Here is a 22,112-nt window from a genome sequence, read left to right on the forward strand (position 1 = left end):
TGCTACTTCCTCCATTTTTGCACACCTAGTAGTAGTGCACGTATTTTTGATTGGATAATGTAGCCTGAGTAAACATGAACAACCTGGCCACCAAAGCTCAATTTAAAGGCTCGTACATTTCGATTGTCCGTTAATTCCCCCATATCATATAAGACAAAACCTTGCTCCTTTAGATGTAGCAGGTTATGCCAAATCAAAAACCGATTTGCATACCGGAAAGGACGTTTTAATTGGGCAGGCAAAGCTGTTGCATGACATGTTACCTCGTAATAAGACATCGCTTTTTTCTCATGCACAATATCTAATCGATAACATAATGTCTGTCCACAAAAACTCTGGATCTCCGATAATAATAATGCGCCCTGCTGATTGAGAAGCAGGATGGTTTCCATTTGCGACTTGCCGATTGTTTCAATTTTCTTCCTTTTGGCAAACTGATTGTAAAATTGCTGAAAAGCTCTCAAGTTTTCTATGGATGGCTCTTTATACAAAATGACTTGATACGATTCTTTTTGGGCACGTCGTAAGATTTTACGATTACCTTCAGACAGTGCTAAATACAATGAAAGCTCATGCTCTTGTAAATGAATATGAATTGTTTCGCTTTTCACAAGCTTCCGACTTGGTACTAGTGAATGCGTATAGCCTACAACTTTCATAGACTTTCGAAAATTGGCTGGCTTTTCGAGAAAATAAAAATGCTGCATTGCGATATTCCATCGCTTACTTTTAATGGACAGAATGTACATCGCCCCCACTCTCTGTATATTTTTCTACATGGTGTCGCTCAAAACGAGCAATTTTATAATGTTTCATTCGAGAAATAGGTTTATAGCCTAGCTGTACTAAACGCTTGCGCTTGCGCCATTGCCAAAAACTTACCGTTACCCACAATGTTTGTGCTGGTTTTATTTTTCGGAAAAAAGCTGTAATAATATCGATTTGTTTGAAAACATCATAGGCTAAAAAATAGGTTTGCTTCGGTAAGGCTTCTACAATTTGCATTGAATCCACTCGCCAATTTGAGGCATGTAATGCAAACGCTGGCTTATTCGTTTCTGCAAAGGAGTCTTTATAGATCGTATAGCCCTTATAAAAGAGGGCCATGACTTCTTCCTGATCAAGCTGCATCGCTTCCTGAATCGACATTTCTTCAAATAAATTCCCGACAGGTTGCTGTGGTGATACGTCCTCTGATGGGGATAACTCATACAGCTCCACTTGTTTCAACCGAATAAATTTTTCTACGAATTGTTGTCCATATTCTAGCCAATCTTTTACCTTTCCATACTTTACTAAATAACGTAAATGGCCCAGTGTGTTACGCTTCCAATCTACGACTCGATGGTTCCCTTTCATATATTCCTTAAGTCGTTGCTTTAACGATAAAAATCCTGCCAGTAAATTTGTACGTTTCGTACCGCTGCTAGCAAGCATCTGTCTTGTAAAATCAATGTCGGAGCGCCAGTCAAATTTATATTGCTCATAGCCTATACTCATATCAAATAAGCGATAGTTAGCAGCAAACGTTCGCTGGATGGTTTCCTGATTGATTATCCGACCAGCACCAAATAAATTAAAGGTTGGCTCATGCGCAAGAGCATATGTCACATAGCGACCACGACAGCATAATCCATAGGTGAAAGCAATCCACTGGTTTTCAAAGACAAGTGCATCGACCTCTACCTGTAATGCCTCACCTTTAAGCATCGTTAAACGCTCAAAAAAATCTCTCTTCTTGCCTTTAGTAAAGCCACTTGTATCCAGTTTTTTTGCCCATCGACGATCAAATAATCGAAACATTTGCCAAAGCTCGTCCTGTGAAGGTTCGCGCCTTGCTAAGGAGCCTAAATTTTTTAGTTTTCGTTCTCGTCGATCAACGCCATGCATTTTTCTACGTTGGTTGAAATGGTGCTGAAAATCTATTTCTGAAAAGGCAAGATAGGGTGTCACAACTCGGAAAAGACTTGTACGTAATTGTCTTTCTACAAAGTATTGCTCTAAGATTTTAGTAGACACCTTACTTTCTAATAAACCATGCAAAGAAAAAAGAATATGTCGATGCTTTTTTATAAGCTCATCAAAAACAAAAGTTGTAGCTTGCTGTAACCATTCCTTTTTAGACACAACCCCTGTATAATTGGCGATGTTTTCTCCTGCAAAAGCATACACCCTTACCCCTAAGCGAATAGACACTGTAAAGGGGAAAAAAGCCATAATCGTGCCCTCATGTTCAATGGCGTAAAGCTCTACACGCTCTTTCCGACCTACAATTTGCCACCAATTATAAAACCAAGCAAATTCTATAAACGGATTATCATTGTCCTCTTCTTCTAAAATGGCATCCCAAATTTCCTTGTACCACATAAGCTCATCATCAGTTCTAATGCGAATTAATTGCAATTTAATCCCCTTTCTTCACTAGTTCTGAAACAGCCTGTTGATAAACAGCCAATGTTTTTTGATACATGGGGTTAAAGGTGAAATATTGTAAATAACGGTGTTCACTTGCCGTCCCCATTTGCTTTCTTAAAGTAGCATCCATTAATAATTGACGCAGCCTCTTCTGCAATAATTCGTTATTCTCTCGTTCCACTAAAAATCCGTTGTTATGATCAAAAATAAGCTCTTTCACACCACCTACATTTGTTGCAATAATAGGAAGACCTACACGCATCGCTTCAATAATCGAAATCGGCAAGCCTTCCCAATCTGATAACAGAACAAACAGGTGGCATTTCTCTAGATAAGAATGAACGTCTAATTGATTACCTAAAAATGTTACACGATTCGATAAACCATTTTGTTCAACGAAATGTTCTAGAGCTGGACGCAGAGAACCATCCCCAATCAATTGAAGGTGCCATGGGATATCCGTCAGTTCCGCTAAAGTCTTTAACAAGACATCTTGTCTTTTAGGCACTTCAAAACGAGCAACCATGACAATGACTGGCTGCTCCTCCATGCATATCTTTTTAGTTGTCTCACTTCTCTTTATAGGGTCAATGCCATTATGAATCGTCAGTAATTTATGAGCAGGAGCAACCTTTTTCAGTAGTGCTAGTTCCCGATCATATTCAGACACCGTAATAATTTTTGTCGTGAATGGCTGAATTGATTTTTCCAACCGATGATAGAACAGCTTTTTCTTTTGAGGAACACCTTCTGTAAAGCTCCAGCTGTGTGCCGTAAAAATAGTAGGAATTCGTAACAAACTACCGACTACGCGACCAATCACACCAGCCTTGGATGAATAGGTGGCTATAACGTCTGGTTGTAGGTGTTTGAAAACGGCTCTTAATTGCCAAAATGCTTGAAAATCTTTCGTTATATGAATAGCCCGTTGAAGAGCAGGCACACTGATAACAGGAATTTTATGCGCTTGTAAGTGCCACAGTGATGGTTGATAGGAGCCCGTCACTACTGTGACATCATGCCCATCCTGTTTTAAGTGGATAGCAAGTGCCTCCACATGCTTTTGTGCACCTCCAACTTTATCCATTCGTGTAATAAGCTGAACGATCTTCAGTATGGCCACTCCTTATTTTTTAATAAGCACCTGTGCGTGCAACGACAACATAAATTGTCTTAAACAAAATTTGGACATCCAACCATAAGGAATAATGATCAACGTATTCAATGTCATATGATATTTTTTGTCCATGTGAAATATTCGACCTACCGTTAATTTGAGCTAGGCCTGTTAATCCTGGCTTTACCTCCAAACGTCGAGCCTGTAAGGAATTATATGCATTCGTAATCGTTGGTACCTCAGGACGTGGACCTACAATGCTCATATCACCCTTTAACACATTTAAAAGTTGTGGGATTTCATCTATACTGAGCTTTCGTAGGATAGCGCCTACTTTTGTGATGCGTGTATCTTGCTCTGTTTTAAAATAATAATCATCAGGGATACCATCAGCACAAATAGTTGGCATATTAACTGGAACGGCCTGAATACACATTGTTCGTAGCTTCCAAATCACAAAGCGGTGATGATCGAGGCCAGTTCGGATTTGTTTAAAAAATATGGGGCGACCTGTCGTGATGAGTAAAATGAGGAATACAGCTAGCATTAGAGGAATCGTTATAAAAAGCAAAAATAATGCCCCAATAATATCAAATATTCTTTTGCCGTACTGACCATAGAATGTGAGATTCTGAGCTGTCTGAACGTGCAATACATCATCCTTTGCATTTTTTTAGCACTTAACTCTATATATTCATTTTGAACATTTCTAGAACTATTTTAGAAAAAGTGCCTATTTTATGAAAAAAGGAGTTATATCAGCGACACTTGCTGAATAACTCCTGCTGTCTTATTATATGCTTGCTTCTAAAATTTGAACATCACATTCAATCACAACATTACCTTTTAACGCTTTACTAATCATACATGTTTGTTCTGCCTTGTATGCTAAGCGTAGCAGTCTTTTTTCAAGATGTTCTGTTAGCTCTTGCACAATAATCGTCGGTTTATGTACAATTTTTTCATACGTAAAAATGCCATTTTCTACACTAACAAATCCTTGTGCCTGCATGGATAACTCCAGCACATCTATTTCTGATCTTTCGAATAAAGCAGCTAGTGTAATCAAATAACAGGTTGCGGCTGCCCCTAAAAGCATTTCATCTGGATTTGTACCAATGCCTGGCCCATTCATTTCCTGAGGAATAGAAATTTGTGTTTGCAAATTACTTGCTTGGATATTTCCTGTACCGTTTCTTCCCTCCGACCAAGTTAAGTCCATTGTGAATTTATGCTGAACCATTCTAACTCCTCCTTTATTTATGAAGCGAAGAAAAATGCCCGCTTACAAATGTAAGACGAGCATTCCTTTTATTCAACTGTAGCTGTATTTTTTTCTGTCTCAATATGACGCCCTTTTTTAGTCATGGTTTGGTACTCAGCAAGACGAGCCGTTGTACGCCAATAGTGATAGACAAGTCGATCAATCCACAGCAAAGCCTCCACTTTCGATACGGCTGTCTCTAACTCTACCACATTTTCAACTGTATGCTCAAAATATGCGTTTCGTTTATCACGTCGCACCGCAGCCATTTCGGAAGAAGTGACTTCAAGCAAGGTTGCAATCTCAGGTAGACGTTCATCCTCATCAATGATCAGTAGTACTTTTTCCAATACCTCTAACCACTTTTGGGTTAATGTCTCCTGTAATTGAAAGGCATTTGGATGTTGCTCGCGTAATGCCTTTGACAAACGATAGAGGTGGTCTAAAGCATGCAAAAGGGCAATATGCTTAAAACGTTCTTTTTGAGAGGAAGATTGGATAGCATCCATAAATAAACGTGTTTTTTCAATCGCCTCATCCATTTGAGCCAATCTACTGTCTGTTTCAGCTGTGCGTTTTTTTCCTTGAATAAGAGAAACGAGTACAGTCGTCATTTCCTTAGTAATATCTTGTAATGTATTAAAGGATACCTCTACTGCAACCCCAGGTAATTTGGCAACACTATTATCTAAATTACGAGTTAAGTAATTTCCTTTTTCAGGTATCATTTTTTCAATGGCCTTTGCAAAAGGACGAACAAATGGCACAAAGAGTACCGCGCCAATCACACTAAACAATGTATGGAAAACAGCAATGCCTAGTGTTTCATCAAAGCTACCATTGATGGATTTCGTGACGAACTCTGTAAGAGCAAACATAAACCTTGCACCGAATGTCACGAGTATAGCAGTGACTACATTGAACATCACATGTGTCACAGCTGTTCGTTTCGCAGCTGTTGATGCACCAATCGCAGCAAATAATGCCGTAGCAGTTGTCCCGATATTTTGACCAATGACTAAATAAGCAGCCTGTTCAAAATCAATGGCACCTGCATATAAAGCTGTTAAAGTGGCTGCTATTGCGGCACTAGAAGCCTGCATAATAACCGTCATGATAAGACCCAAAACAATTAAAATGAGTTTTCCACTAATAGAATTAGCACTAAATGCGTCGAATGGAATTTTATCTTGTACAGCAGCCATTCCTCCCTGAAGAACATCAATGCCTAAAAATAATAAGCCAAAACCAGTCACTAGCCCTCCAATTGCTTTGTAATCACGCGGTGCGAGCAATTGGACAAATACACCAAGTGCAATAAAAGGCAGTGACATTGTCTGCATATTTATCTTGAAGCCAATTAAGGAAATAATCCAGCCAGTACTTGTACTCCCGATATTCGCGCCAATAATGACTCCTATCGATTGGACAAATGTGAGGAGACCAGCACTGACAAAACCAATCGTAATCAAGGTTGTGGCCGTGGAGGATTGTACAAGCATTGTCATGAATGTACCAGATAATACCGAGCTAATGGTCCCACCTGTAAAACGATTGAGCCATTTTTTCAAGGCATCTCCTGCCAATTCCTTTAAACCGTTCGTTAGCATCGTCATTCCAAGTAAGAATAAACCGATGCCCCCTAGCACATTGATCAACCTATCAACACTCCCCGCTAAAATTGTATCTATATTATGAAAGACTCCTTTTTTATAGGAGTTTTATTCCTCAAACATTCTTAATCGTACCATTAATAAATTTGAGAAAATAGGGATATTTCCCTGCATTGTATAAAATCAACCATTATTTTACGAAAAACAATGTGATAATTTTTATGGTAGAATAGAATAAATAATTCTTTAGGAGATTTTCAAAATGATTTTAACAAAGCAAGAAGCAATACAAGCACTTAAAAAGAACAAGTTCATCGGTTTTACTATTACAACAGGCAATATTATTATGAAAAAGATTAATAAAACCGAGTATAATATTTTTGTTTTTGAAGAAGGAAGAGAAAAACCATTACGCTATGTAGGCTCTATTATGAACGTAATGGCGACAATGAGCGATAAAGCTTCTAAAAAGGATTTTGTGATTGTTGAACAACTACCAGCTGGAAACAGTGCTGAAGAATCTCAATCTACTGAACAGGAAGGAGTAATAGAAGAGAAAGTCGAACCAATTGAGGAAAAGCCTTTAGTTGAAGGTCAAGAAGAAAGCCGTGCGATCGCTGGCTATGAAGGATTGTACGAAATGACGACAAGTGGTCGAATTATCACGGTAAGAGAAAACCGCCCATTGGCTCGTTGTAATGATGAGTATGGGTTCCATATTGCGCGACTAACAAAGGATGGGAAGGCATCTAGCCATAATGTCTTTGAACTTTGGAAACAGACATTCCCAGAGCTGGAGCACACTCTTTTCAAAGGGGCCTTAAAAGCCAAGTATGGTACAGGCTGTAAGCTAATTGATAAACCAGGTATCCATTTTTAATGAAACACCCTCAGCTTATTTGCTGAGGGTGTTGTTACTTAGTTATGATATATTTTTTGCCATTTGAAAATCTTTATTATATTGATTTTAGCTGCTTTATGAAAGCCAGCCTGCATGAGCTTTCTCCGTCTGTATCTCTTATACCAGGGGGCTATTGTACAGACTGTTCTCCCCTCCCGTTGCACATCTGCAACGATCTCAACTAGTCGCTGGCTGTCATATTCTTTTATAAACGACATATTGTCTGACAGCTCATAGGAATAGTTAACCGTTTCTTCCACTGCCGTTTGATCGTGTCGCTTATAGATGACATGATCGCTCTCTGCAAATAGCCGATAGCCCTTATAGAAGTCTGCAACATTTGTCGCTTGCTCCTTCACCGTCATGAGGTCCTTCATTGATAATTCTTGAAATCTCACATTTCCGTTATCCTGTTGTTGCTCTGCAATATAAACGTCTAAACTATGAATCGCTAGCATTCGTTGGAATATTTTTGTAACAGCTCTTAGCCACTCCTTCGTGCTTGCATGCTTCAGAAAATAACGCAGTTCTCCTAATCGGTCTCGCTTTAATTTTACTAGCTGATGATTATTCGTTAATAGCCCTTTTAGTCGGTCACGTAAGACCATCCATAAACGAATAATACGCTCTGTAACTCCTTTTGTACTCATCACAAATTTCCTAGTAAAATCAATATGTGTATACCATTCAAACTTATATGGCTCATAGCCACTTCCTAAGTCATAATAACGATAGCCAGCTTGATGTGCTTTTAGCATATTTTCTTTCTCAATGAGGCGTCCTGGACCAAATAGGTTAAAATCTGGTTCATGGCCCATTGCCTGACAAAAATTACGCTCTCTACAGCATAGGTCAATTGTAAATGCAATCCATTGACCTTCAAATTGTAAACTATCGACTTCTACCCGAAGCACCTTGCTGTTTGTTTTTGCTAGCCGCTCATAAAATAGGCGTGTTTGCTTTTCTGTAAAGCCACTTTTATCAATTTTCTTTTGCCATCTTCTCTTGAATAACATAAACATGTCTTGGAGATGATTGTGATTTACTTCCTGAAAGACGACATGACCAAGTGACTTTAATTTGTTTTCACGTCGTTTAAGGCTTTTGAATTTCTTGCGATGCTTTTGTAGAAATGTATCCATTGGAATGGTTTGAAAATCGATATAGGATGTGACAGTTCGAAAAATTGAATGAGGCATCTGATATTCAATCGCATACTTTTCTAATTCTTGAGAGGTATTTTTACTTTCTAATAATCCATGTAACACGATTAAATAACGCTTATATTTTCGTGAAAACTCCTTCAAGAGAAATGTGATAGAAGGTTCTAGCCACTCCTTGTCAGCGATCACTTCCATATAGGTCGCAAAACCTTGTCCTAAAAAGCTAAAATAATGGATTGTACTAAATCGTACAGAATGCACTAACGGAAAAAAAGCCACTGCTACACCTTGATGCTCCACTATGTAAATCTCGACATTGTCATGAACCCCAAGCGTTGTCCACCAAGTTGAAATCCATTCGTACTCAATAAAAGGGTTATTATTATACTCTTTTTCAAGTATCTCTGACCAAGTGCTCCGATAGGGCTCTAACTCTTTGATAGTCGTAATGAGTTTATAAGCTAGCAATGAACTAAATCGCTCCTTTTCCCGTGATCATCGCCATACATTTAGTAGCCACTATATTCCTAGCAAGAAAGTATTAGAACATTACACCAACGTAAAAACCCCTCCTTATTAGAAAGGAAGGGCTATGTTTCATTTATACGTTTACAAGAGATACCTCATCTTTTGTCACTGCATTGACCATATGTGCTGTCGCCACATAGCTTAATGTCATACCAGGTCCAATGGTTGCGCCAGGGCCTGGATATGTTTCCCCCATGATAGACGCTGAACAATTGCCAGATGCATACAATCCCTCAATGGGTTCACCATTCTCCTTTATTACCCGAGCATATTCGTCCACTACGAGGCCACCTTTCGTGCCGATGTCTCCAGGATAAAGACGTAATGCGTAGAATGGCGCTTTCTTGATTTCTGCTAAATTTGGATTTGGCAGTGTCGGATCCCCGTAGTAATTATCATAGGCACTATCTCCTCGATAAAAATCATCATCATGTCCGTTCCGCGCAAAGTCATTAAAACGATTCACCGTCGCGACTAGGCGCTCCGTTGGCACATCCATTTGTCTAGCAAGCTCTTCAATCGTTTTCGCACTTTTTGCGACTCCCTGCTCAAACCAACTTTTCGGGAAGGCCTGTCCTGGGAACAATCCCGTAAAAATATAACGGCTTTTAGCTGAAGCATCAATCAATATCCAGGAAGGAACCGCCTGCTTTGTGGTCTCTTGATGCTTATACATCGTATCCACGAATTCATGATAGGGAGCCGCTTCATTGACAAAACGTTGCCCTGTGCTATCCACTACAATCATATTGGGCACGCCTCGATCTGCCACAAGGAAGAATGGATGTCCTTTTGGATCAATAACAGAAGGTGCTCCCCACACTTTATCCATTAAATCCAACGTAGCACCAATTTTTAAGCCAGGTTCAATGATGTCACCTGTTTGTCCTTCTGGAGAAGAAGTCCATGCAGCATTCGTAGGGCTTGGTAAATACTTTTCACGAAGTGTTTGATTATGTGAGAAGCCACCTGATGACAGTACAACACCTTTCTTTGCCTCAATTTTAAGCTCTTGCCCATCTCGCTCCACAATCATTCCAATTACTCTTCCCTTGTCCATAATGAAATCTTTAAAGGCAGTTGATAGCCAAAGCTCACCATTTGCTTCTGCTAGGGAAAGTCGTAAACGTGCGATTAAAGCTTCTCCTAATGCTACCGGATCGCTCTTAGTCACCTTTGACTTGACTAAGCGCGCTCCTAATTTCAGTGCTGTAGTTTTACCTTTTAGCGTCCGTGTAATCATATTCACCTTATGAAACTCGTAGCTATTCATCGTGAAGCCTTTTGTTGATAGAGTTGCACGACGCATCGAATTTGCCAAAGAGCCCATTTTTGATAAATCGAAAATAAGTGGTTCAATGGCGCGTCCCTGTGATAAGCCACCAGGTTTTTCTGGATAATAATCCGAGTAGCCTTTTGCATATTGGAAGCGCATATGCTTTGTTTTATTGTATAAAAAGCGCAACATTTCAGGTCCTCTCGTAATATAAGCTTCCTTTAGCCCTTCTGGCACACGATCACCGATTGTAGAATCTAGATATTGGCGTGCAAGTTCATGTGTATCTGGGACACCTGCACCTTTAATGATATGATTATTAGGAATCCATAAGGCACCGCCTGAAATAGCAGAAGCACCACCATAGCGATCTGTTTTTTCAATCACTAATGATTTCATTCCTTGTAACTTTGCTGTTAAACCTGCTGTCAATCCCGCTGCACCAGAGCCTACTACTACTACATCATAACTAGCATCCCATTTCATTCAACCATTCCTCCCTATATGAGCTAAATCGATGAATCTGGCCTTTCTATTAAAAAGTATAGAATTAAACCAATATTCAGTCAATTTAAACCATTCCCTATTTTTCCACAAAAAAAGGAGCCTAGATGCTCCGTTTAAGGTTTTAGAATCACCTTTATACAGTTATCTTCCCGTCCACTAAATATTTTATAGGCTTTACTTGCTTCTTCTAATGGCAATTGATGTGTAATGGTACGATACATTAAAAGGCAAGATGACACGGTCACCCTCACATCAGTTCTTATCTATTACATAATCCTTCTGTGAAGGAATAACGCCTTGGTAAATATGCAAATCAGATCTCCAAATAGCAGTAGAAGTGATTTGCACAATAATATCGTCCTTCTCTTTAATAGTTGGACCCTCTACATTTTAACTTGGATATCTTTAATTCCCTGATATGTTACAGCCTTCATGACAACGACAACACTCCCATTGCATAGTATCATCACAACAAGCATATATTTTCGACTCTATTCTTTCCTTCGCTAACCTGCAGTATGCACATCTTTGTCATTATCGTTTTTATGCAGGCAATTCAATGTCAAGCATATTCATTTCTACTTAGCATATAGTTTGAAAAAGGCATTAAGTTGATGATAGGGCGGAGGAATTTTACAGGTGAGTGCAATGATACTTGGCGGTTTTCTATTTTTCAGTGTGAGCATTGGGGGCGCGATTGCCTGGATTTTCTCTAAGCTATTTCAGCATACGACACAGGGGTTATCATTATTGTGCGGAGGTTTTTTAGTAGGCTTACTTGTGCTAGATATCATCCCTTCTTCCTTTCAAATCTATCAATCATTTGGGATTATATTAGGTATTTTTATTGGTTATTTCATCTTCCAACTACTAGATACCTTATTTCATGCTTCTCATGCACAGAATCCCTCTGTCTCTCTATTAACACTAGCTATGATTATCCATACAATACCTATTAGTCTCACTGTTGGAAATTTACTTGGAAATGCTGCATTAAGTATTTCTCTCACAGCCTCCATTATTCTCCACCATGTTCCAGAGGGATTTGCATTATCTACTGCACTCATCTCTCAAGGTGAAAGGCTTTGGAGACTTTTCATTTATTTCTTCATCTTCTCTATTTTCTTTAGTATTTTCATCTGGTTTGGTCAGTATTGGGCTTTACCAGACAAAGCACAAGGGATCTTAATGGGCATTTCGATAGGATTGATTGCTACAGCTAGTATTTCTGAATTCATTTTGCATCAGCTACAGAAAGTCTCATTTAAAGCATTTTTTATGTATCTCTTTCTAGGTTATTTCCTAAGCTATATTTTCCATATACTTGTTGAATAACAAAGGGATGTCTCCGCGCATGAGACATCCCTTTCCTCTTTTATTCTTCTTCACTAACTAGCATTAAAGTAAGCGTTAAAATTTTAGAAACCTCTGCCCGAGTAAGATTACCTTTTGGGTTAAACTTACCATTCGTACCATTTAAAATACCTAGATGTTGCAATAGACCGATAGCCTGTACTGTTTCTTGACGCATTTGATTTTTATCTGTGAATGAATTGTCTTTGCTCACTTGCGCAACATTCACTTCCATACCTTCTAAATACCTAGCAGTAATATAGGCCATTTCCTCTCGTGTAACGGGCTTTTTCGGCTCAAATTTTTCACCATTGAAAATATCGATTAAGCCATACTCCTCAAGAATCGCTACCTCCTTAGCACCCCAGAAACCACTAAGATCAGTATAAGAAGCAGGACCCTCATAATCTTCATTCACATTTAAGCCAGATGCACGGAAAATAATAGCCGCCAGTTCTCCACGCGTCACTTGTCCATTTGGATTAAACGTAGTAGCCGTTGTCCCATTAATGATATCTGTTTGATATAGTAACTGAATATAGCTTTCAGCCCAATGACCAATAGCATCCTTGAAATATCCACCTGCTTTTAACTCAACGTCGGCACGAGCAAATACCTGTACCATATCATTTAAATCTTCTGCACTAACTGCTTCCCATTTGCCAGCTGTATATACCTCACTCTTATAGCCATTACTAGTTTGTGTAATTTTTATTTGAATCGCAGGCCCAAATAACTTCTTCAGTTCTTCATAGTTTTCCTTAAACTCTTTTTCTCCCTCTGGATAGAGGTTTGTACCATCTTTGTACGATTGAAGAATCGCCTCTAATGAAATTTTTACTGTAATACTATTTTTTGTTGTAACAATCGACACTTCATTATTTTCAAAGCCTATTTTAGATAACAAAAGCATTTTATAAATATCTTGATAGGGCATGGCTTGTAACTGACTAGTGGCTGCAACATTCTGCTTTGGATGGATTATATTTGCTACATTTACTACATCCTGTGCATACGCCTGTCCACCAACCCCTGTAAAACATGCAATACTCAGTGCACCAGCTAACATTATTTTCTTCACTGTTTTTCCCCCTTCAATTCATAGATTCAGTGTACTAAAACAACAGTTTATAAATCTATAAAAATATGGTAATTAAACAATAATTATATAAAAGACCCATTTTTAACACATTATAATTTTCCTATTTTACTTTTGAGTTTGAAACTAGTTTAACAGAAGGAGAAATTTCTCAATGCTATCTACCACAATTACATATGTAATTAGATATATCTCTTAAATGAGGGCAGCTTAAAGGCTGTTCTTTGTTATATTTCTTTTACACTGGGTACATACTTGGAAAGAAACTTCTTTCAGATAACTTTATATTTATATAATGTTAGAGGCTTTCATTTGATTTTTATTCAACGGTAGAAGTAGTATGGAATTGTAACGAAGGATTGATCTACATATCCACACTATTATATTGATGTAACAATTTCAAAGGAGGAATTTCGATGAATTATCAAAACATTACAGTTGCAGGTAGTGGTGTATTAGGAAGCCAAATTGCTTATCAATCTGCTTTCAAAGGTTTTAATGTAACAGTGTATGACATTAACGATGAGGCGTTAAAAAATGCACAGGATCGTATTACAAAATTAAAACCATTGTATCAACAAGATTTAGGTGCGACACAAGAAGAAGTGGATGCAGCCTATGCACGTCTTTCATTTAACAGTGACCTGGCTCAAGCCGTTGCCAATGCTGATCTTGTTATAGAAGCAATCCCTGAAGTTGTGAGTATTAAAACAGAATTTTACACGAATCTTGGAAAAGTAGCACCAGCAAAAACAATTTTTGCAACAAACTCGTCTACTTTACTACCAAGCCAATTTGCTGAAGCAACTGGCCGTCCTGAGAAATTTTTAGCTCTTCACTTTGCTAATACGATCTGGAAAAACAATACTGCGGAAATTATGAAACACCCTGGTACAGATATGAAAGTGTTTGATGAAGTTGTTGAATTTGCGCGCGCTATCGGCATGGTACCACTACCATTGCATAAAGAGCAACCTGGCTATATTTTAAACTCATTACTAGTTCCGTTTTTAGATGCAGCTGAATCTTTACTTGTAAAAGAAGTGGCTGATCCAGAAACAATCGATAAAACATGGATGATTGGTACAGGCGCTCCACTTGGACCATTTGCTATTCTAGACATCGTTGGCATTAACACTGCCTATAATATTGTGGAAGCGAAAGCAACTGCCACTGGCGATGAAAACATGAAAAAATTAGCTAACCTCTTAAAAACAGAGTACATCGAAAAAGGTAAACTTGGCCGTGCAACAGGGGAAGGCTTTTACACATATCCAAACCCAAGCTTCGCAAAACCAGACTTCCTAAAAGGCTAATCAATATAAAAAGATGTACATAGTACCTTTTACTATGTGCATCTTTTTTTCTTTCCCAATGTTCGTAGTGACAATCCGAACTTTAGATAAGACTCGTAATTTATTCTATCACGCATGTAGGAACGAGCTCTGTTAACAATATGTAATCTGGCGCCTACTCGAAATGCTCAGTTTTACAAAAGAAGTTCATCAGATTTCCGACTCGAACACCAGAATAGAAAAATCGACTGGTAGCTTTCACAGGAAGAAGTCCCAAAAACTAGGGGCGTCTTGAAATTTTACTGTTGCAAGCTTTTCTATAATTTTTAATTTAATTTCTTGTTCTAGGTCTTCCCTTTCATGATAGTCCGTATTGTGTAAACAATGTTTAATTTTTGGGATGAAATTCTCAATTATTGTTAGAGTCTCTTCGTTATTTTTATTTTCTAAATTTCCCATAATTTATTCCTCCTTTTTTCTGAGTGAATGATTGAGTTTATTTAAAGCCTTTCTATGATGATTAGATATATTCTGGGGAGTTGTTTTTAATATTTGAGCTATCTCTTTTATAGAAAGCTCTTTTACATAAATCATCTCTAAAATTTGAAGCTGTTTTACCGTTAGTTTTTGCAAGGACTTTAAGAGCTGTACATCTTCTATATTGTCCAATAAACCTCCACCAATTAAATGATCTAGACCATTTTCATTGCGTGTATCTTCTATTAGCTCTTTTAGGGTCGTCTCCCCTTCCTCTGATAATCCCTTATCTAAAATTAATAAAGATCGCTTTTGCAGTCTTCTTCTTTTTTTATCAAAATCTAAACTAAAGAAATAAATTAAATTACTAACATATTTGATCTTCCTAACATTTATATAGTGAGATTGAAAAGATTCATCAACGAGCTTCTTATTCAAATCAGTTGGATATAAGATCGCTTTTTGCACTAAATAAAGATTTTGGGGATCTGACAAAAAGCTTTTAACAATCGGATTGTTAACCTGTTCATTATTTCTATAGAAAAATTCCTCTATTTTTTGTTTATCATTCTTCATTTAATAATCCCTCCTATTATCCGCCTTCTTTCTATATAAAGTGAATGTTGTATCTACATTATAAACCAAAATAAGAACAAACGTTCTTAAAAAGGGTGAAAAAAATCACCTTTTATACAAAAAAGGTGATTTAATCCAACTTATTTAAATATCTAATATAGCTTTTATTTTTTCTGGCTGATAACCAGTAATTCTCTCTACTTTATTATCACTGACTAATAAAGTAAATGGGATAGCGCTACTATTAAATTGCTTAAACTCCATTAATACGTGCTCTTCATTAATATCCTTATTAATATAAGTAATATTATTTTCCTTTAACCAATCCTTCAACCTAACACAATATTGACATCCATCGCTTGAATATACCGTTATATCATACTTCATCTTAGAGACCTCCTTTTTTCTATAAAGAGGATTAAAACATAAGAAATGAAACCATGACAAAATAATGTTTTTTTACAGGAAGGTTGTTTTTATTATAAAAGAATCCTCTTTATATAGTACAGTTACAGTTTTGGTGATATAGCCAAGCGGTAAGGCAAGGGTCTGCAAAACCTGGATCCTCGGTTCGAATCCGAGTATCACCTTATATCACTAATTTGGAGTAAGAGGGAGGTAATTTACATTATGACACCAGAAAATGTTCCAATTTGGATTAGCCTAATAGGAAATTTTGGATTCCCTATTGCCATAACAGTCTACCTGTTCATTCGCTTTGAAAGGAAAATAGATAAATTAGAGGCTGTCATCATGGAGTTATCTGAAGTTATAAAATCTCTTAATTACAAGAAAGGAGGGTAAGCCACATGGAAATTGAAAAATTAATGGCCTGTTACTGTAAAGCAAGAGAAGTTCAATCATTTTATACAAATTGTTTAGCGGGTGACAGTCTGTCCCCAAAAGAACGCGATTTACTAATAAATCTTATTCAAAATGCCAGTATTTCTTCTAATTTATTGTGGGAATATTGTCAGATTCATGCTAATGAAACATGATCTATTAACAAAAATAAACCCATCAAATAATTTAGGTTAAGAACTACCTAATTTTATTTGATGGGTTTTAATTTTTAATAAGTGATTTAAGCTTCTTTAAATCCAAACGTTCCTATTAAAAATGCTATTAGAAATATTATTAGCAAAATGGAATTGAGGATAATTAAAAGTAATTCTACTACCGCATCTAATACCATACCACTTTTTATACAGTCGAATAACAAGAAATCAACATTTATGGAGCAACTTTTATATTATTATGTAATGTCGATAATAAGGTTTTTTCATAATCTTTAAGTACTGACTATTATAAATAAAAAAAGGCAAAGTTGATTTCAGGCAAGGAATGGTTTATTCGATGTGATGAAAACTGTAAATAACACGTGTGGTATAATTGTAATAAAGTCAAACCTTCATTTACATACAAAGGGGCGGTGCTATTTGCAAAGAAAAATTTTTACGTATTTATCAATAATTTTCTTGTTTTTAACATTTCTTATTGGATTGGCTCCTCAATATATTCTGGGAATTGGCATAACAATTCCATTTATTTTAGGAATTTCAGGACTAATATTTGCTATTTTAGGGATAAAGGGACCCACTCGTATGATTTTAGTTGTCCTTAATTCGTTTATATTAGTAGTGTTTATCGGGATTTATCTAATGGCTTTTTATGGATTTAATAAACCTTAAAAGAAGCAAAGTTTATCTTTAAAAGTCAGAATGATAGGAATTTTATGATAGTCTACAAAGAATAGCTATACTAAAAAGCATATAATTTCGTTTTATAGGTTTAATTTATATTTCCTGAAAAAAATTTAAAAATGCAGTTTAAATATCCAGTTGTATTTCACTTTACATAGTAATGAAGCACATCATACTAAATGTTGCTTCAAATACTTTAAAAGGGAGAGAAAACAATGACTGAAAAACAAACTAAATCAGGAATTAAAGAGTTATCGAAAAATGAGGTTAACAATTTAGTTGAAAAAGCATTGGCAAATGAAAGTGTGCAGACGCTTATCAACAACTCACTAAATCATTACCCTGCTATTAAAGCTAAGTATACTGATCTTCGAGCTTTAATAACACAATCATTAGGCGGAGAATTTACTAAAGGAACTACCCCTGTACAAGTTCTTACTTTAGTTATGGAAGAACTTCAGACAGTTATTACTTTTACTGTCGAAAACGCAGAATTTAAAGCTGTTTCGCATTTCCATGGTCATTCAAGTGTTATCGAAGTTACACAATCTGTTGGAGTAAATTTATTCCCAATTGTAACTATTAAGATTAATGGAGAGTATTTCGATTATGAATGGCACACAAACCCATTATATGATGTCAATGAATTACGTTCTTCTACACAAAATAATGAACTTAATCTAATGTGGTCAAATTGTACTATCTGTACTACTGTTTGTGACACTATCCAAGGTTTAGGATGTACCTTAGCTGGTACAGCAGCTTGTATGGTAGCTTGTGCTCCAATCGGTACTGTAGCGTGTCCATTTATTTGTGCAGCTGTTTTTGGATTAGTGTGCCTTAGCGAAAATAAGATCACATGTGGACCAGGTTGTAAATCATTAGGGTTTTGCTAAATAGAAATAACAAGTTATAAAGTTAATATCTCCCCACCAATAATGTTATAATTAAAATAGGAGGGGAGATTCTTGTTAGCCTATAAGAGAATAATTATAATACATTTACTTATTATGTTTTCTAGCATTTTTATTAGTTTTCAGATAAAAGGTATATGGATAGGATTACTTATATTTTTATTGGTGTATGCTTCTCTTTTTTGGTTGTTTATTGGACTACCTTATGCATTTCAAACAAAGTCGAAGTTTTTCGAAAGGTATTGGAATTGGTTAGTAAAAGGTGGGAAAATTGGTCCAAAAAGCTAAAGATTTATTCTTTAATATTGCTTAATAATAGTAACAGAATACTCAATTTTATAAGAGAAATATTAAATTTAATCTACCTCCGAAAATGTTAGACTTTTACTAACATTTCAGGGGTAGATTTTTGTTTAATATTGAGCGAATTTCTCCTTTTTATTTATTATCATCTTCCTTCTAACACTTTATTATTTAAAAGGAGATGACAAAATGAAATATGAAATCATTTTAGAGCGGGTAAAAGTGGTCAAGTTGTTTAAAGTTTTAAATGCAGTTCCTGATAATTTAGATAAGATTCGAGCAAGGGAATTGTGGCAAGAAACAGATCAAGGTTCAGGATCTGTTATTGCTGTATTAGATAGTGGTGTTCAGGTTGACCACCCGAGTTTAAAGGACAATATTATTGATGGCTATAATTTCACAGATGATGATGAAGGTAATCCTTCAATATTTAAAGATTATCTTGGACATGGTACACATGTATCTGGAATTCTAGCTGCTGTTGATAATGGCAAGGGAATCACAGGTATTGCGCCAAAAAGTAAACTTCTTATATTAAAAGTAATAAATCGTAAAGGAAGAGGAAGCTTTGAGAGTTTGATTAAGGCAATTATGTATGCCGTTACTTGGACTGGACCTAATGGAGAAAAAGTAAACATTATTAATATGTCACTCGGCAGCCCAGAACCAAATGAAGAATTGCATAAAGCCATAAAATATGCCCGTTCAAAAGGTATCGTATTAGTAGCCGCTGCTGGTAATCAAGGCGATGGAGAAAGCGCAACTATCGAAATATCATACCCTGGTTTTTACAAGGAAGTAATTCAAGTCGGCTCTATCTCTGAAACAGACACGCCTTCAAAATTTTCTAATACGAATGTTAATTTAGATTTTGTAGGGCCTGGTGAAAATATATTATCTACGCATTTAAACAGTGATTATGTAGAATTGACAGGAACCTCTATGGCAGCTCCGTTTGTTGCCGGTGCGGCTGCACTTATTACAAAAAAAATTAAACATTGTGAGCCCCATTTGATTCCAATGTATGTATATGACTACTTATTAACTCATGCTCTTTCATTGGACCATTTCTCCATTAATCAGGTAGGAAATGGTTTTATTCAGTTGAAATAATTTGTGGTAACAATGGCAGTTTATTCATTCCCCTTAAAAGATAAACATCAACATCTGCCTTTTAAGGGGAGTATTTTTCTTGTTTTTAGTTCATTATGCTTCTAATTACTATTTTGGGAGTGATAAATAGTTAGAGTTGTTGATATTTTATATCTTTGGTATTTAGCAAAAACATATTGTATTGAAAGGATTTGAATAAGGAGATGGGTATTCTAATTCCAATTGGGATAGGTTTTTTCGCTAATATGTTAGTATTTGGAATAAGTATACTTCTTATAAAAGATAATAGAAAAGCATCTAAGCTAACCCTTATTTTCTTCGGGGTCATTGTTCTTCTGTCGTTGATCATTGGTAGTTGGTCAGGAATAGGCTTATTTGTTATAAGCTTAGGTATGTTACTCTTATCTATCTGTTTATATGTATATATTTTTATTGAGCGTAGCTTGAAAAAGGACCTATAGAGAATGGGGCTGGGACAAAACCCATCTCTAAACTAAAAAGCCGATGAAATTTTACGATCAGTAAAATTTCATCGGCTTTCAATTTTTTCATAAAAATAAGGACCACTTCTGATAAAATTAAGTCACCACAACCAAATTATACAGAAAGAAGGATCCTTATGTTTAAAGATTATAACATGAATCAATTAGTTTTGCCTTTAGATTTAGAAGTAAAATTACAAAAGAATGATATTGCCTTCCATGTCCATCATTTAGTCGAAAGTATCCCGCCTGAAGCGTTTGAACCATTCCTTCGAAATGAGGGCTGCCCTGCCTACCATCCACGCATGATGCTTAAAATTATCTTATGCGCCTACACGCAATCTGTCTTTTCTGGTCGTAAAATTGAAGCGCTTTTAAAAGACAGTATTCGGATGATGTGGCTAGCTCAAGGGCATGAACCAACCTACCGCACAATCAACCGATTCCGTGTCCAACCAGACGTAAAAGAGTTAATTCGTCAATGCTTCGTTCAATTCCGCTGCCAGTTGGTACAAGGGGGATTAATTAACCAGGAAGCTATTTTTATTGATGGAACAAAGATTGAAGCGAATGCGAACAAGTTTACATTCGTGTGGAAAAAGTCGATTGAAAAATATCATAACGGACTAATTGAAAAGTCAAACCAGCTTTACGATGAGCTGCTTGAAAAAGAAATCATGCCAGAAATTGAACGGGAAAATGAAAATGAATTAGCATTGGAAGACCTCGCTCGAATGGTTGAAAAAGTAGATGAAGTAATTTCTGAATATGATCGAAAAATTGAGGATTCATCAGATGTAGCAGAGCGAAAGGCTTTAAGAACGGAACGGAAATTCCCAAAGCAAGCTCGGAAAAAATTAATCGACTATATTGAACGCAAACTAAAATATCAAAGAGACTTCGAAATCTTTGACGAACGAAATAGTTATTCGAAAACAGACCCGGATGCGACATTTATGCGTATGAAAGATGACTATATGAAAAATGGTCAATTGAAGGCAGGTTATAACATACAAGTGGCAACAGAAGGTCAGTATGTGCTTGCCTACAGCATTTTTCCGAACCCAACAGATACACGTACATTAATCCCATTTTTAGATGAAATCGAACAACGTTATTTTAAGTTACCCAAACACATTGTCGCAGATGCCGGATATGGCAGTGAACAAAATTATGATGATATCCTTTCGAATCGTAAGAGAGAAGCCTTAATCACGTACAATATGTATTTAAAAGAACAGAAGAAAAAGCATAAGCAAAACGAATTCAATACAGCGAACTGGGATTATGATAAAGAACATGATCGATACACTTGCCCAAACCAACAACAGCTTGTATTTAAATATCGTACCACGAAAACGGATCAATATGATTTCAAGCGTGAGTTTAAGATATACGAATGTGAAGACTGTTCCGGATGCCCTCTCCGTTCATCGTGTACAAAAGCAAAAGAAGGAAATAATCGTAAGATAATGGTGAATGAGAAGTGGGAAGAACAAAAAGAATATGTGCGAGCAAAGCTTTCAGAAGAAAAAACAAGTACCATTTATCGTCAACGTAAAATTGACGTGGAACCAGTTTTTGGATTCTTGAAGGCTAATTTGCGTTTCACCCGATTTTCTGTACGAGGAAAATCGAAGGTTGAAAACGAGATGGGCCTCGCATTAATGGCCGTGAATTTAAGAAAATTCACAGCCATTAGCTAAGATCTATAGGGAGACTACATAAAAAATAGAGAAATCCGAATTTGAATTCATTCAAATTCGGATTTCTCACTAATTGAAGCTAGTTATGTCCCAGCCTCATCTTTTCATTTCTCCATACTCACAGAATGCACGATGACAACAGGCACTGAGGTAATTATTGTAAGGAGCTTTGATTTGAAATGACGGCAGTTTTAAGGAGTACTGCCGTGTGACTTAAAGATGCTTCTGCATACCATATATGTAAGAACAAATATGTAGATGGGGGGATATTATGGATCTTCTGTTGACCACTTTTCTTAGGCTAGAT

General features: G+C 36.6%; 21 protein-coding genes, 1 tRNA gene and 1 pseudogene. 10 read left to right on the forward strand and 13 right to left on the reverse strand.

Going from position 1 to position 22,112, the window contains the following annotated elements; genetic code table 11:
* Positions 1 to 2: 2 nt before the first annotated feature.
* From MHB39_RS18255 to MHB39_RS18280, 6 genes are all read right to left on the reverse strand, one after another.
* Positions 3 to 749 (reverse strand): hypothetical protein, encoded by a 747-nt coding sequence (locus MHB39_RS18255; protein ID WP_342544826.1) that lies wholly within the window; start codon positions 747 to 749, stop codon positions 3 to 5.
* On the reverse strand, positions 730 to 2,403 hold the full coding sequence (locus MHB39_RS18260; protein ID WP_342544827.1) for a GNAT family N-acetyltransferase: 1,674 nt from the start codon (positions 2,401 to 2,403) through the stop codon (positions 730 to 732). Before MHB39_RS18260 ends, MHB39_RS18255 begins: the two co-directional genes overlap by 20 nt.
* Position 2,404: 1 nt before the next feature.
* Positions 2,405 to 3,538, reverse strand: a complete 1,134-nt coding sequence (locus tag MHB39_RS18265) for a glycosyltransferase family 4 protein (protein ID WP_342544828.1) — start codon at positions 3,536 to 3,538, stop codon at positions 2,405 to 2,407.
* 10 nt (positions 3,539 to 3,548) lie between these two features.
* Positions 3,549 to 4,184 carry a sugar transferase gene (locus tag MHB39_RS18270; protein WP_016992335.1) on the reverse strand — a complete coding sequence of 212 codons (636 nt, stop codon included), beginning with the start codon at positions 4,182 to 4,184 and terminating at the stop codon, positions 3,549 to 3,551.
* A gap of 141 nt (positions 4,185 to 4,325) precedes the next feature.
* The gene (locus tag MHB39_RS18275) at positions 4,326 to 4,775 is read right to left on the reverse strand and encodes an SACOL1771 family peroxiredoxin (RefSeq protein ID WP_016992334.1); all 450 of its coding nucleotides are present in this window, start codon (positions 4,773 to 4,775) and stop codon (positions 4,326 to 4,328) included.
* A gap of 68 nt (positions 4,776 to 4,843) precedes the next feature.
* Positions 4,844 to 6,445: a Na/Pi symporter gene (locus tag MHB39_RS18280; protein ID WP_244905037.1), complete on the reverse strand. Its 1,602-nt coding sequence runs from the start codon at positions 6,443 to 6,445 to the stop codon at positions 4,844 to 4,846.
* 226 nt (positions 6,446 to 6,671) lie between these two features.
* Here MHB39_RS18280 and MHB39_RS18285 point away from each other — a divergent pair, with 226 nt between their 5' ends.
* On the forward strand, positions 6,672 to 7,289 hold the full coding sequence (locus tag MHB39_RS18285; RefSeq protein ID WP_342544830.1) for a 3-ketosteroid-delta-1-dehydrogenase: 618 nt from the start codon (positions 6,672 to 6,674) through the stop codon (positions 7,287 to 7,289).
* Between the two features lie 38 nt (positions 7,290 to 7,327).
* Here MHB39_RS18285 and MHB39_RS18290 read toward each other — a convergent pair whose 3' ends face one another.
* The 3 genes and pseudogenes from MHB39_RS18290 to MHB39_RS18300 form a co-directional block, all read right to left on the reverse strand.
* Positions 7,328 to 8,941 carry a GNAT family N-acetyltransferase gene (locus tag MHB39_RS18290; RefSeq protein ID WP_342544831.1) on the reverse strand — a complete coding sequence of 538 codons (1,614 nt, stop codon included), beginning with the start codon at positions 8,939 to 8,941 and terminating at the stop codon, positions 7,328 to 7,330.
* A 133-nt stretch (positions 8,942 to 9,074) separates the two neighbouring features.
* Positions 9,075 to 10,763 (reverse strand): FAD-binding protein, encoded by a 1,689-nt coding sequence (locus MHB39_RS18295; protein ID WP_342544833.1) that lies wholly within the window; start codon positions 10,761 to 10,763, stop codon positions 9,075 to 9,077.
* A gap of 285 nt (positions 10,764 to 11,048) precedes the next feature.
* Positions 11,049 to 11,218 (reverse strand): annotated as a pseudogene (locus MHB39_RS18300) (glutathione-dependent formaldehyde dehydrogenase); the annotation flags it as partial.
* 214 nt (positions 11,219 to 11,432) lie between these two features.
* Here MHB39_RS18300 and MHB39_RS18305 point away from each other — a divergent pair.
* Positions 11,433 to 12,119 carry a zinc transporter family protein gene (locus MHB39_RS18305; RefSeq protein WP_231595704.1) on the forward strand — a complete coding sequence of 229 codons (687 nt, stop codon included), beginning with the start codon at positions 11,433 to 11,435 and terminating at the stop codon, positions 12,117 to 12,119.
* Positions 12,120 to 12,159: 40 nt separating this feature from the next.
* Here the strand turns inward: MHB39_RS18305 and MHB39_RS18310 are convergent, their stop codons facing one another.
* The gene (locus tag MHB39_RS18310; RefSeq protein WP_342544834.1) at positions 12,160 to 13,218 is read right to left on the reverse strand and encodes an S-layer homology domain-containing protein; all 1,059 of its coding nucleotides are present in this window, start codon (positions 13,216 to 13,218) and stop codon (positions 12,160 to 12,162) included.
* Positions 13,219 to 13,652: 434 nt separating this feature from the next.
* Between MHB39_RS18310 and MHB39_RS18315 the strand changes: the two genes are divergently transcribed.
* Positions 13,653 to 14,552, forward strand: coding sequence for a 3-hydroxyacyl-CoA dehydrogenase (locus MHB39_RS18315; RefSeq protein WP_036078675.1), 900 nt, complete (start codon positions 13,653 to 13,655; stop codon positions 14,550 to 14,552).
* 237 nt (positions 14,553 to 14,789) lie between these two features.
* Here the strand turns inward: MHB39_RS18315 and MHB39_RS18320 are convergent, their stop codons facing one another.
* The 3 genes from MHB39_RS18320 to MHB39_RS18330 all read right to left on the reverse strand — a co-directional run bounded on the left by MHB39_RS18320 (position 14,790) and on the right by MHB39_RS18330 (position 15,971).
* Positions 14,790 to 14,990 (reverse strand): hypothetical protein, encoded by a 201-nt coding sequence (locus MHB39_RS18320; protein ID WP_036078677.1) that lies wholly within the window; start codon positions 14,988 to 14,990, stop codon positions 14,790 to 14,792.
* Positions 14,991 to 14,993: 3 nt separating this feature from the next.
* On the reverse strand, positions 14,994 to 15,584 hold the full coding sequence (locus tag MHB39_RS18325) for a sigma-70 family RNA polymerase sigma factor (RefSeq protein ID WP_258860862.1): 591 nt from the start codon (positions 15,582 to 15,584) through the stop codon (positions 14,994 to 14,996).
* Between the two features lie 144 nt (positions 15,585 to 15,728).
* Positions 15,729 to 15,971, reverse strand: a complete 243-nt coding sequence (locus tag MHB39_RS18330) for a glutaredoxin family protein (protein WP_342544838.1) — start codon at positions 15,969 to 15,971, stop codon at positions 15,729 to 15,731.
* Positions 15,972 to 16,103: 132 nt separating this feature from the next.
* Between MHB39_RS18330 and MHB39_RS18335 the strand changes: the two genes are divergently transcribed.
* From MHB39_RS18335 to MHB39_RS18365, 7 genes are all read left to right on the forward strand, one after another.
* A tRNA-Cys gene (locus tag MHB39_RS18335) sits at positions 16,104 to 16,174 on the forward strand.
* A gap of 40 nt (positions 16,175 to 16,214) precedes the next feature.
* Positions 16,215 to 16,388 (forward strand): YvrJ family protein, encoded by a 174-nt coding sequence (locus tag MHB39_RS18340; protein WP_016993736.1) that lies wholly within the window; start codon positions 16,215 to 16,217, stop codon positions 16,386 to 16,388.
* 5 nt (positions 16,389 to 16,393) lie between these two features.
* Positions 16,394 to 16,582 (forward strand): hypothetical protein, encoded by a 189-nt coding sequence (locus MHB39_RS18345; protein ID WP_258860863.1) that lies wholly within the window; start codon positions 16,394 to 16,396, stop codon positions 16,580 to 16,582.
* Between the two features lie 441 nt (positions 16,583 to 17,023).
* Positions 17,024 to 17,275 (forward strand): hypothetical protein, encoded by a 252-nt coding sequence (locus MHB39_RS18350; RefSeq protein WP_016993735.1) that lies wholly within the window; start codon positions 17,024 to 17,026, stop codon positions 17,273 to 17,275.
* A gap of 227 nt (positions 17,276 to 17,502) precedes the next feature.
* Entirely contained in the window at positions 17,503 to 18,183 is a 681-nt protein-coding gene (locus MHB39_RS18355; RefSeq protein ID WP_016993734.1) for a hypothetical protein, read from the forward strand.
* Between the two features lie 510 nt (positions 18,184 to 18,693).
* Complete coding sequence (locus MHB39_RS18360) at positions 18,694 to 19,617, forward strand: S8 family peptidase (RefSeq protein WP_258860389.1); 924 nt, start codon at positions 18,694 to 18,696, stop codon at positions 19,615 to 19,617.
* 619 nt (positions 19,618 to 20,236) lie between these two features.
* Positions 20,237 to 21,805, forward strand: coding sequence for an IS1182 family transposase (locus MHB39_RS18365; RefSeq protein ID WP_342544841.1), 1,569 nt, complete (start codon positions 20,237 to 20,239; stop codon positions 21,803 to 21,805).
* Positions 21,806 to 22,112 lie beyond the last annotated feature (307 nt).

The organism is Lysinibacillus sp. FSL K6-4013 (assembly GCF_038630435.1).
GTDB lineage: Bacteria > Bacillota > Bacilli > Bacillales_A > Planococcaceae > Lysinibacillus > Lysinibacillus boronitolerans.

Excerpts from the sequence above, each read along its gene's own strand:
- MHB39_RS18360 (WP_258860389.1), top strand. The coding sequence starts at position 18,694 with ATGAAATATGAAATCATTTTAGAGCGGGTAAAAGTGGTCAAGTTGTTT.
- MHB39_RS18365 (WP_342544841.1), top strand. The coding sequence starts at position 20,237 with ATGTTTAAAGATTATAACATGAATCAATTAGTTTTGCCTTTAGATTTA.
- MHB39_RS18295 (WP_342544833.1), bottom strand. The coding sequence starts at position 10,763 with ATGAAATGGGATGCTAGTTATGATGTAGTAGTAGTAGGCTCTGGTGCA.
- MHB39_RS18285 (WP_342544830.1), top strand. The coding sequence starts at position 6,672 with ATGATTTTAACAAAGCAAGAAGCAATACAAGCACTTAAAAAGAACAAG.
- MHB39_RS18305 (WP_231595704.1), top strand. The coding sequence starts at position 11,433 with ATGATACTTGGCGGTTTTCTATTTTTCAGTGTGAGCATTGGGGGCGCG.
- MHB39_RS18325 (WP_258860862.1), bottom strand. The coding sequence starts at position 15,584 with ATGAAGAATGATAAACAAAAAATAGAGGAATTTTTCTATAGAAATAAT.
- MHB39_RS18275 (WP_016992334.1), bottom strand. The coding sequence starts at position 4,775 with ATGGTTCAGCATAAATTCACAATGGACTTAACTTGGTCGGAGGGAAGA.
- MHB39_RS18355 (WP_016993734.1), top strand. The coding sequence starts at position 17,503 with ATGACTGAAAAACAAACTAAATCAGGAATTAAAGAGTTATCGAAAAAT.
- MHB39_RS18340 (WP_016993736.1), top strand. The coding sequence starts at position 16,215 with ATGACACCAGAAAATGTTCCAATTTGGATTAGCCTAATAGGAAATTTT.
- MHB39_RS18315 (WP_036078675.1), top strand. The coding sequence starts at position 13,653 with ATGAATTATCAAAACATTACAGTTGCAGGTAGTGGTGTATTAGGAAGC.
- MHB39_RS18320 (WP_036078677.1), bottom strand. The coding sequence starts at position 14,990 with ATGGGAAATTTAGAAAATAAAAATAACGAAGAGACTCTAACAATAATT.
- MHB39_RS18345 (WP_258860863.1), top strand. The coding sequence starts at position 16,394 with ATGGAAATTGAAAAATTAATGGCCTGTTACTGTAAAGCAAGAGAAGTT.
- MHB39_RS18330 (WP_342544838.1), bottom strand. The coding sequence starts at position 15,971 with ATGAAGTATGATATAACGGTATATTCAAGCGATGGATGTCAATATTGT.
- MHB39_RS18255 (WP_342544826.1), bottom strand. The coding sequence starts at position 749 with ATGTACATTCTGTCCATTAAAAGTAAGCGATGGAATATCGCAATGCAG.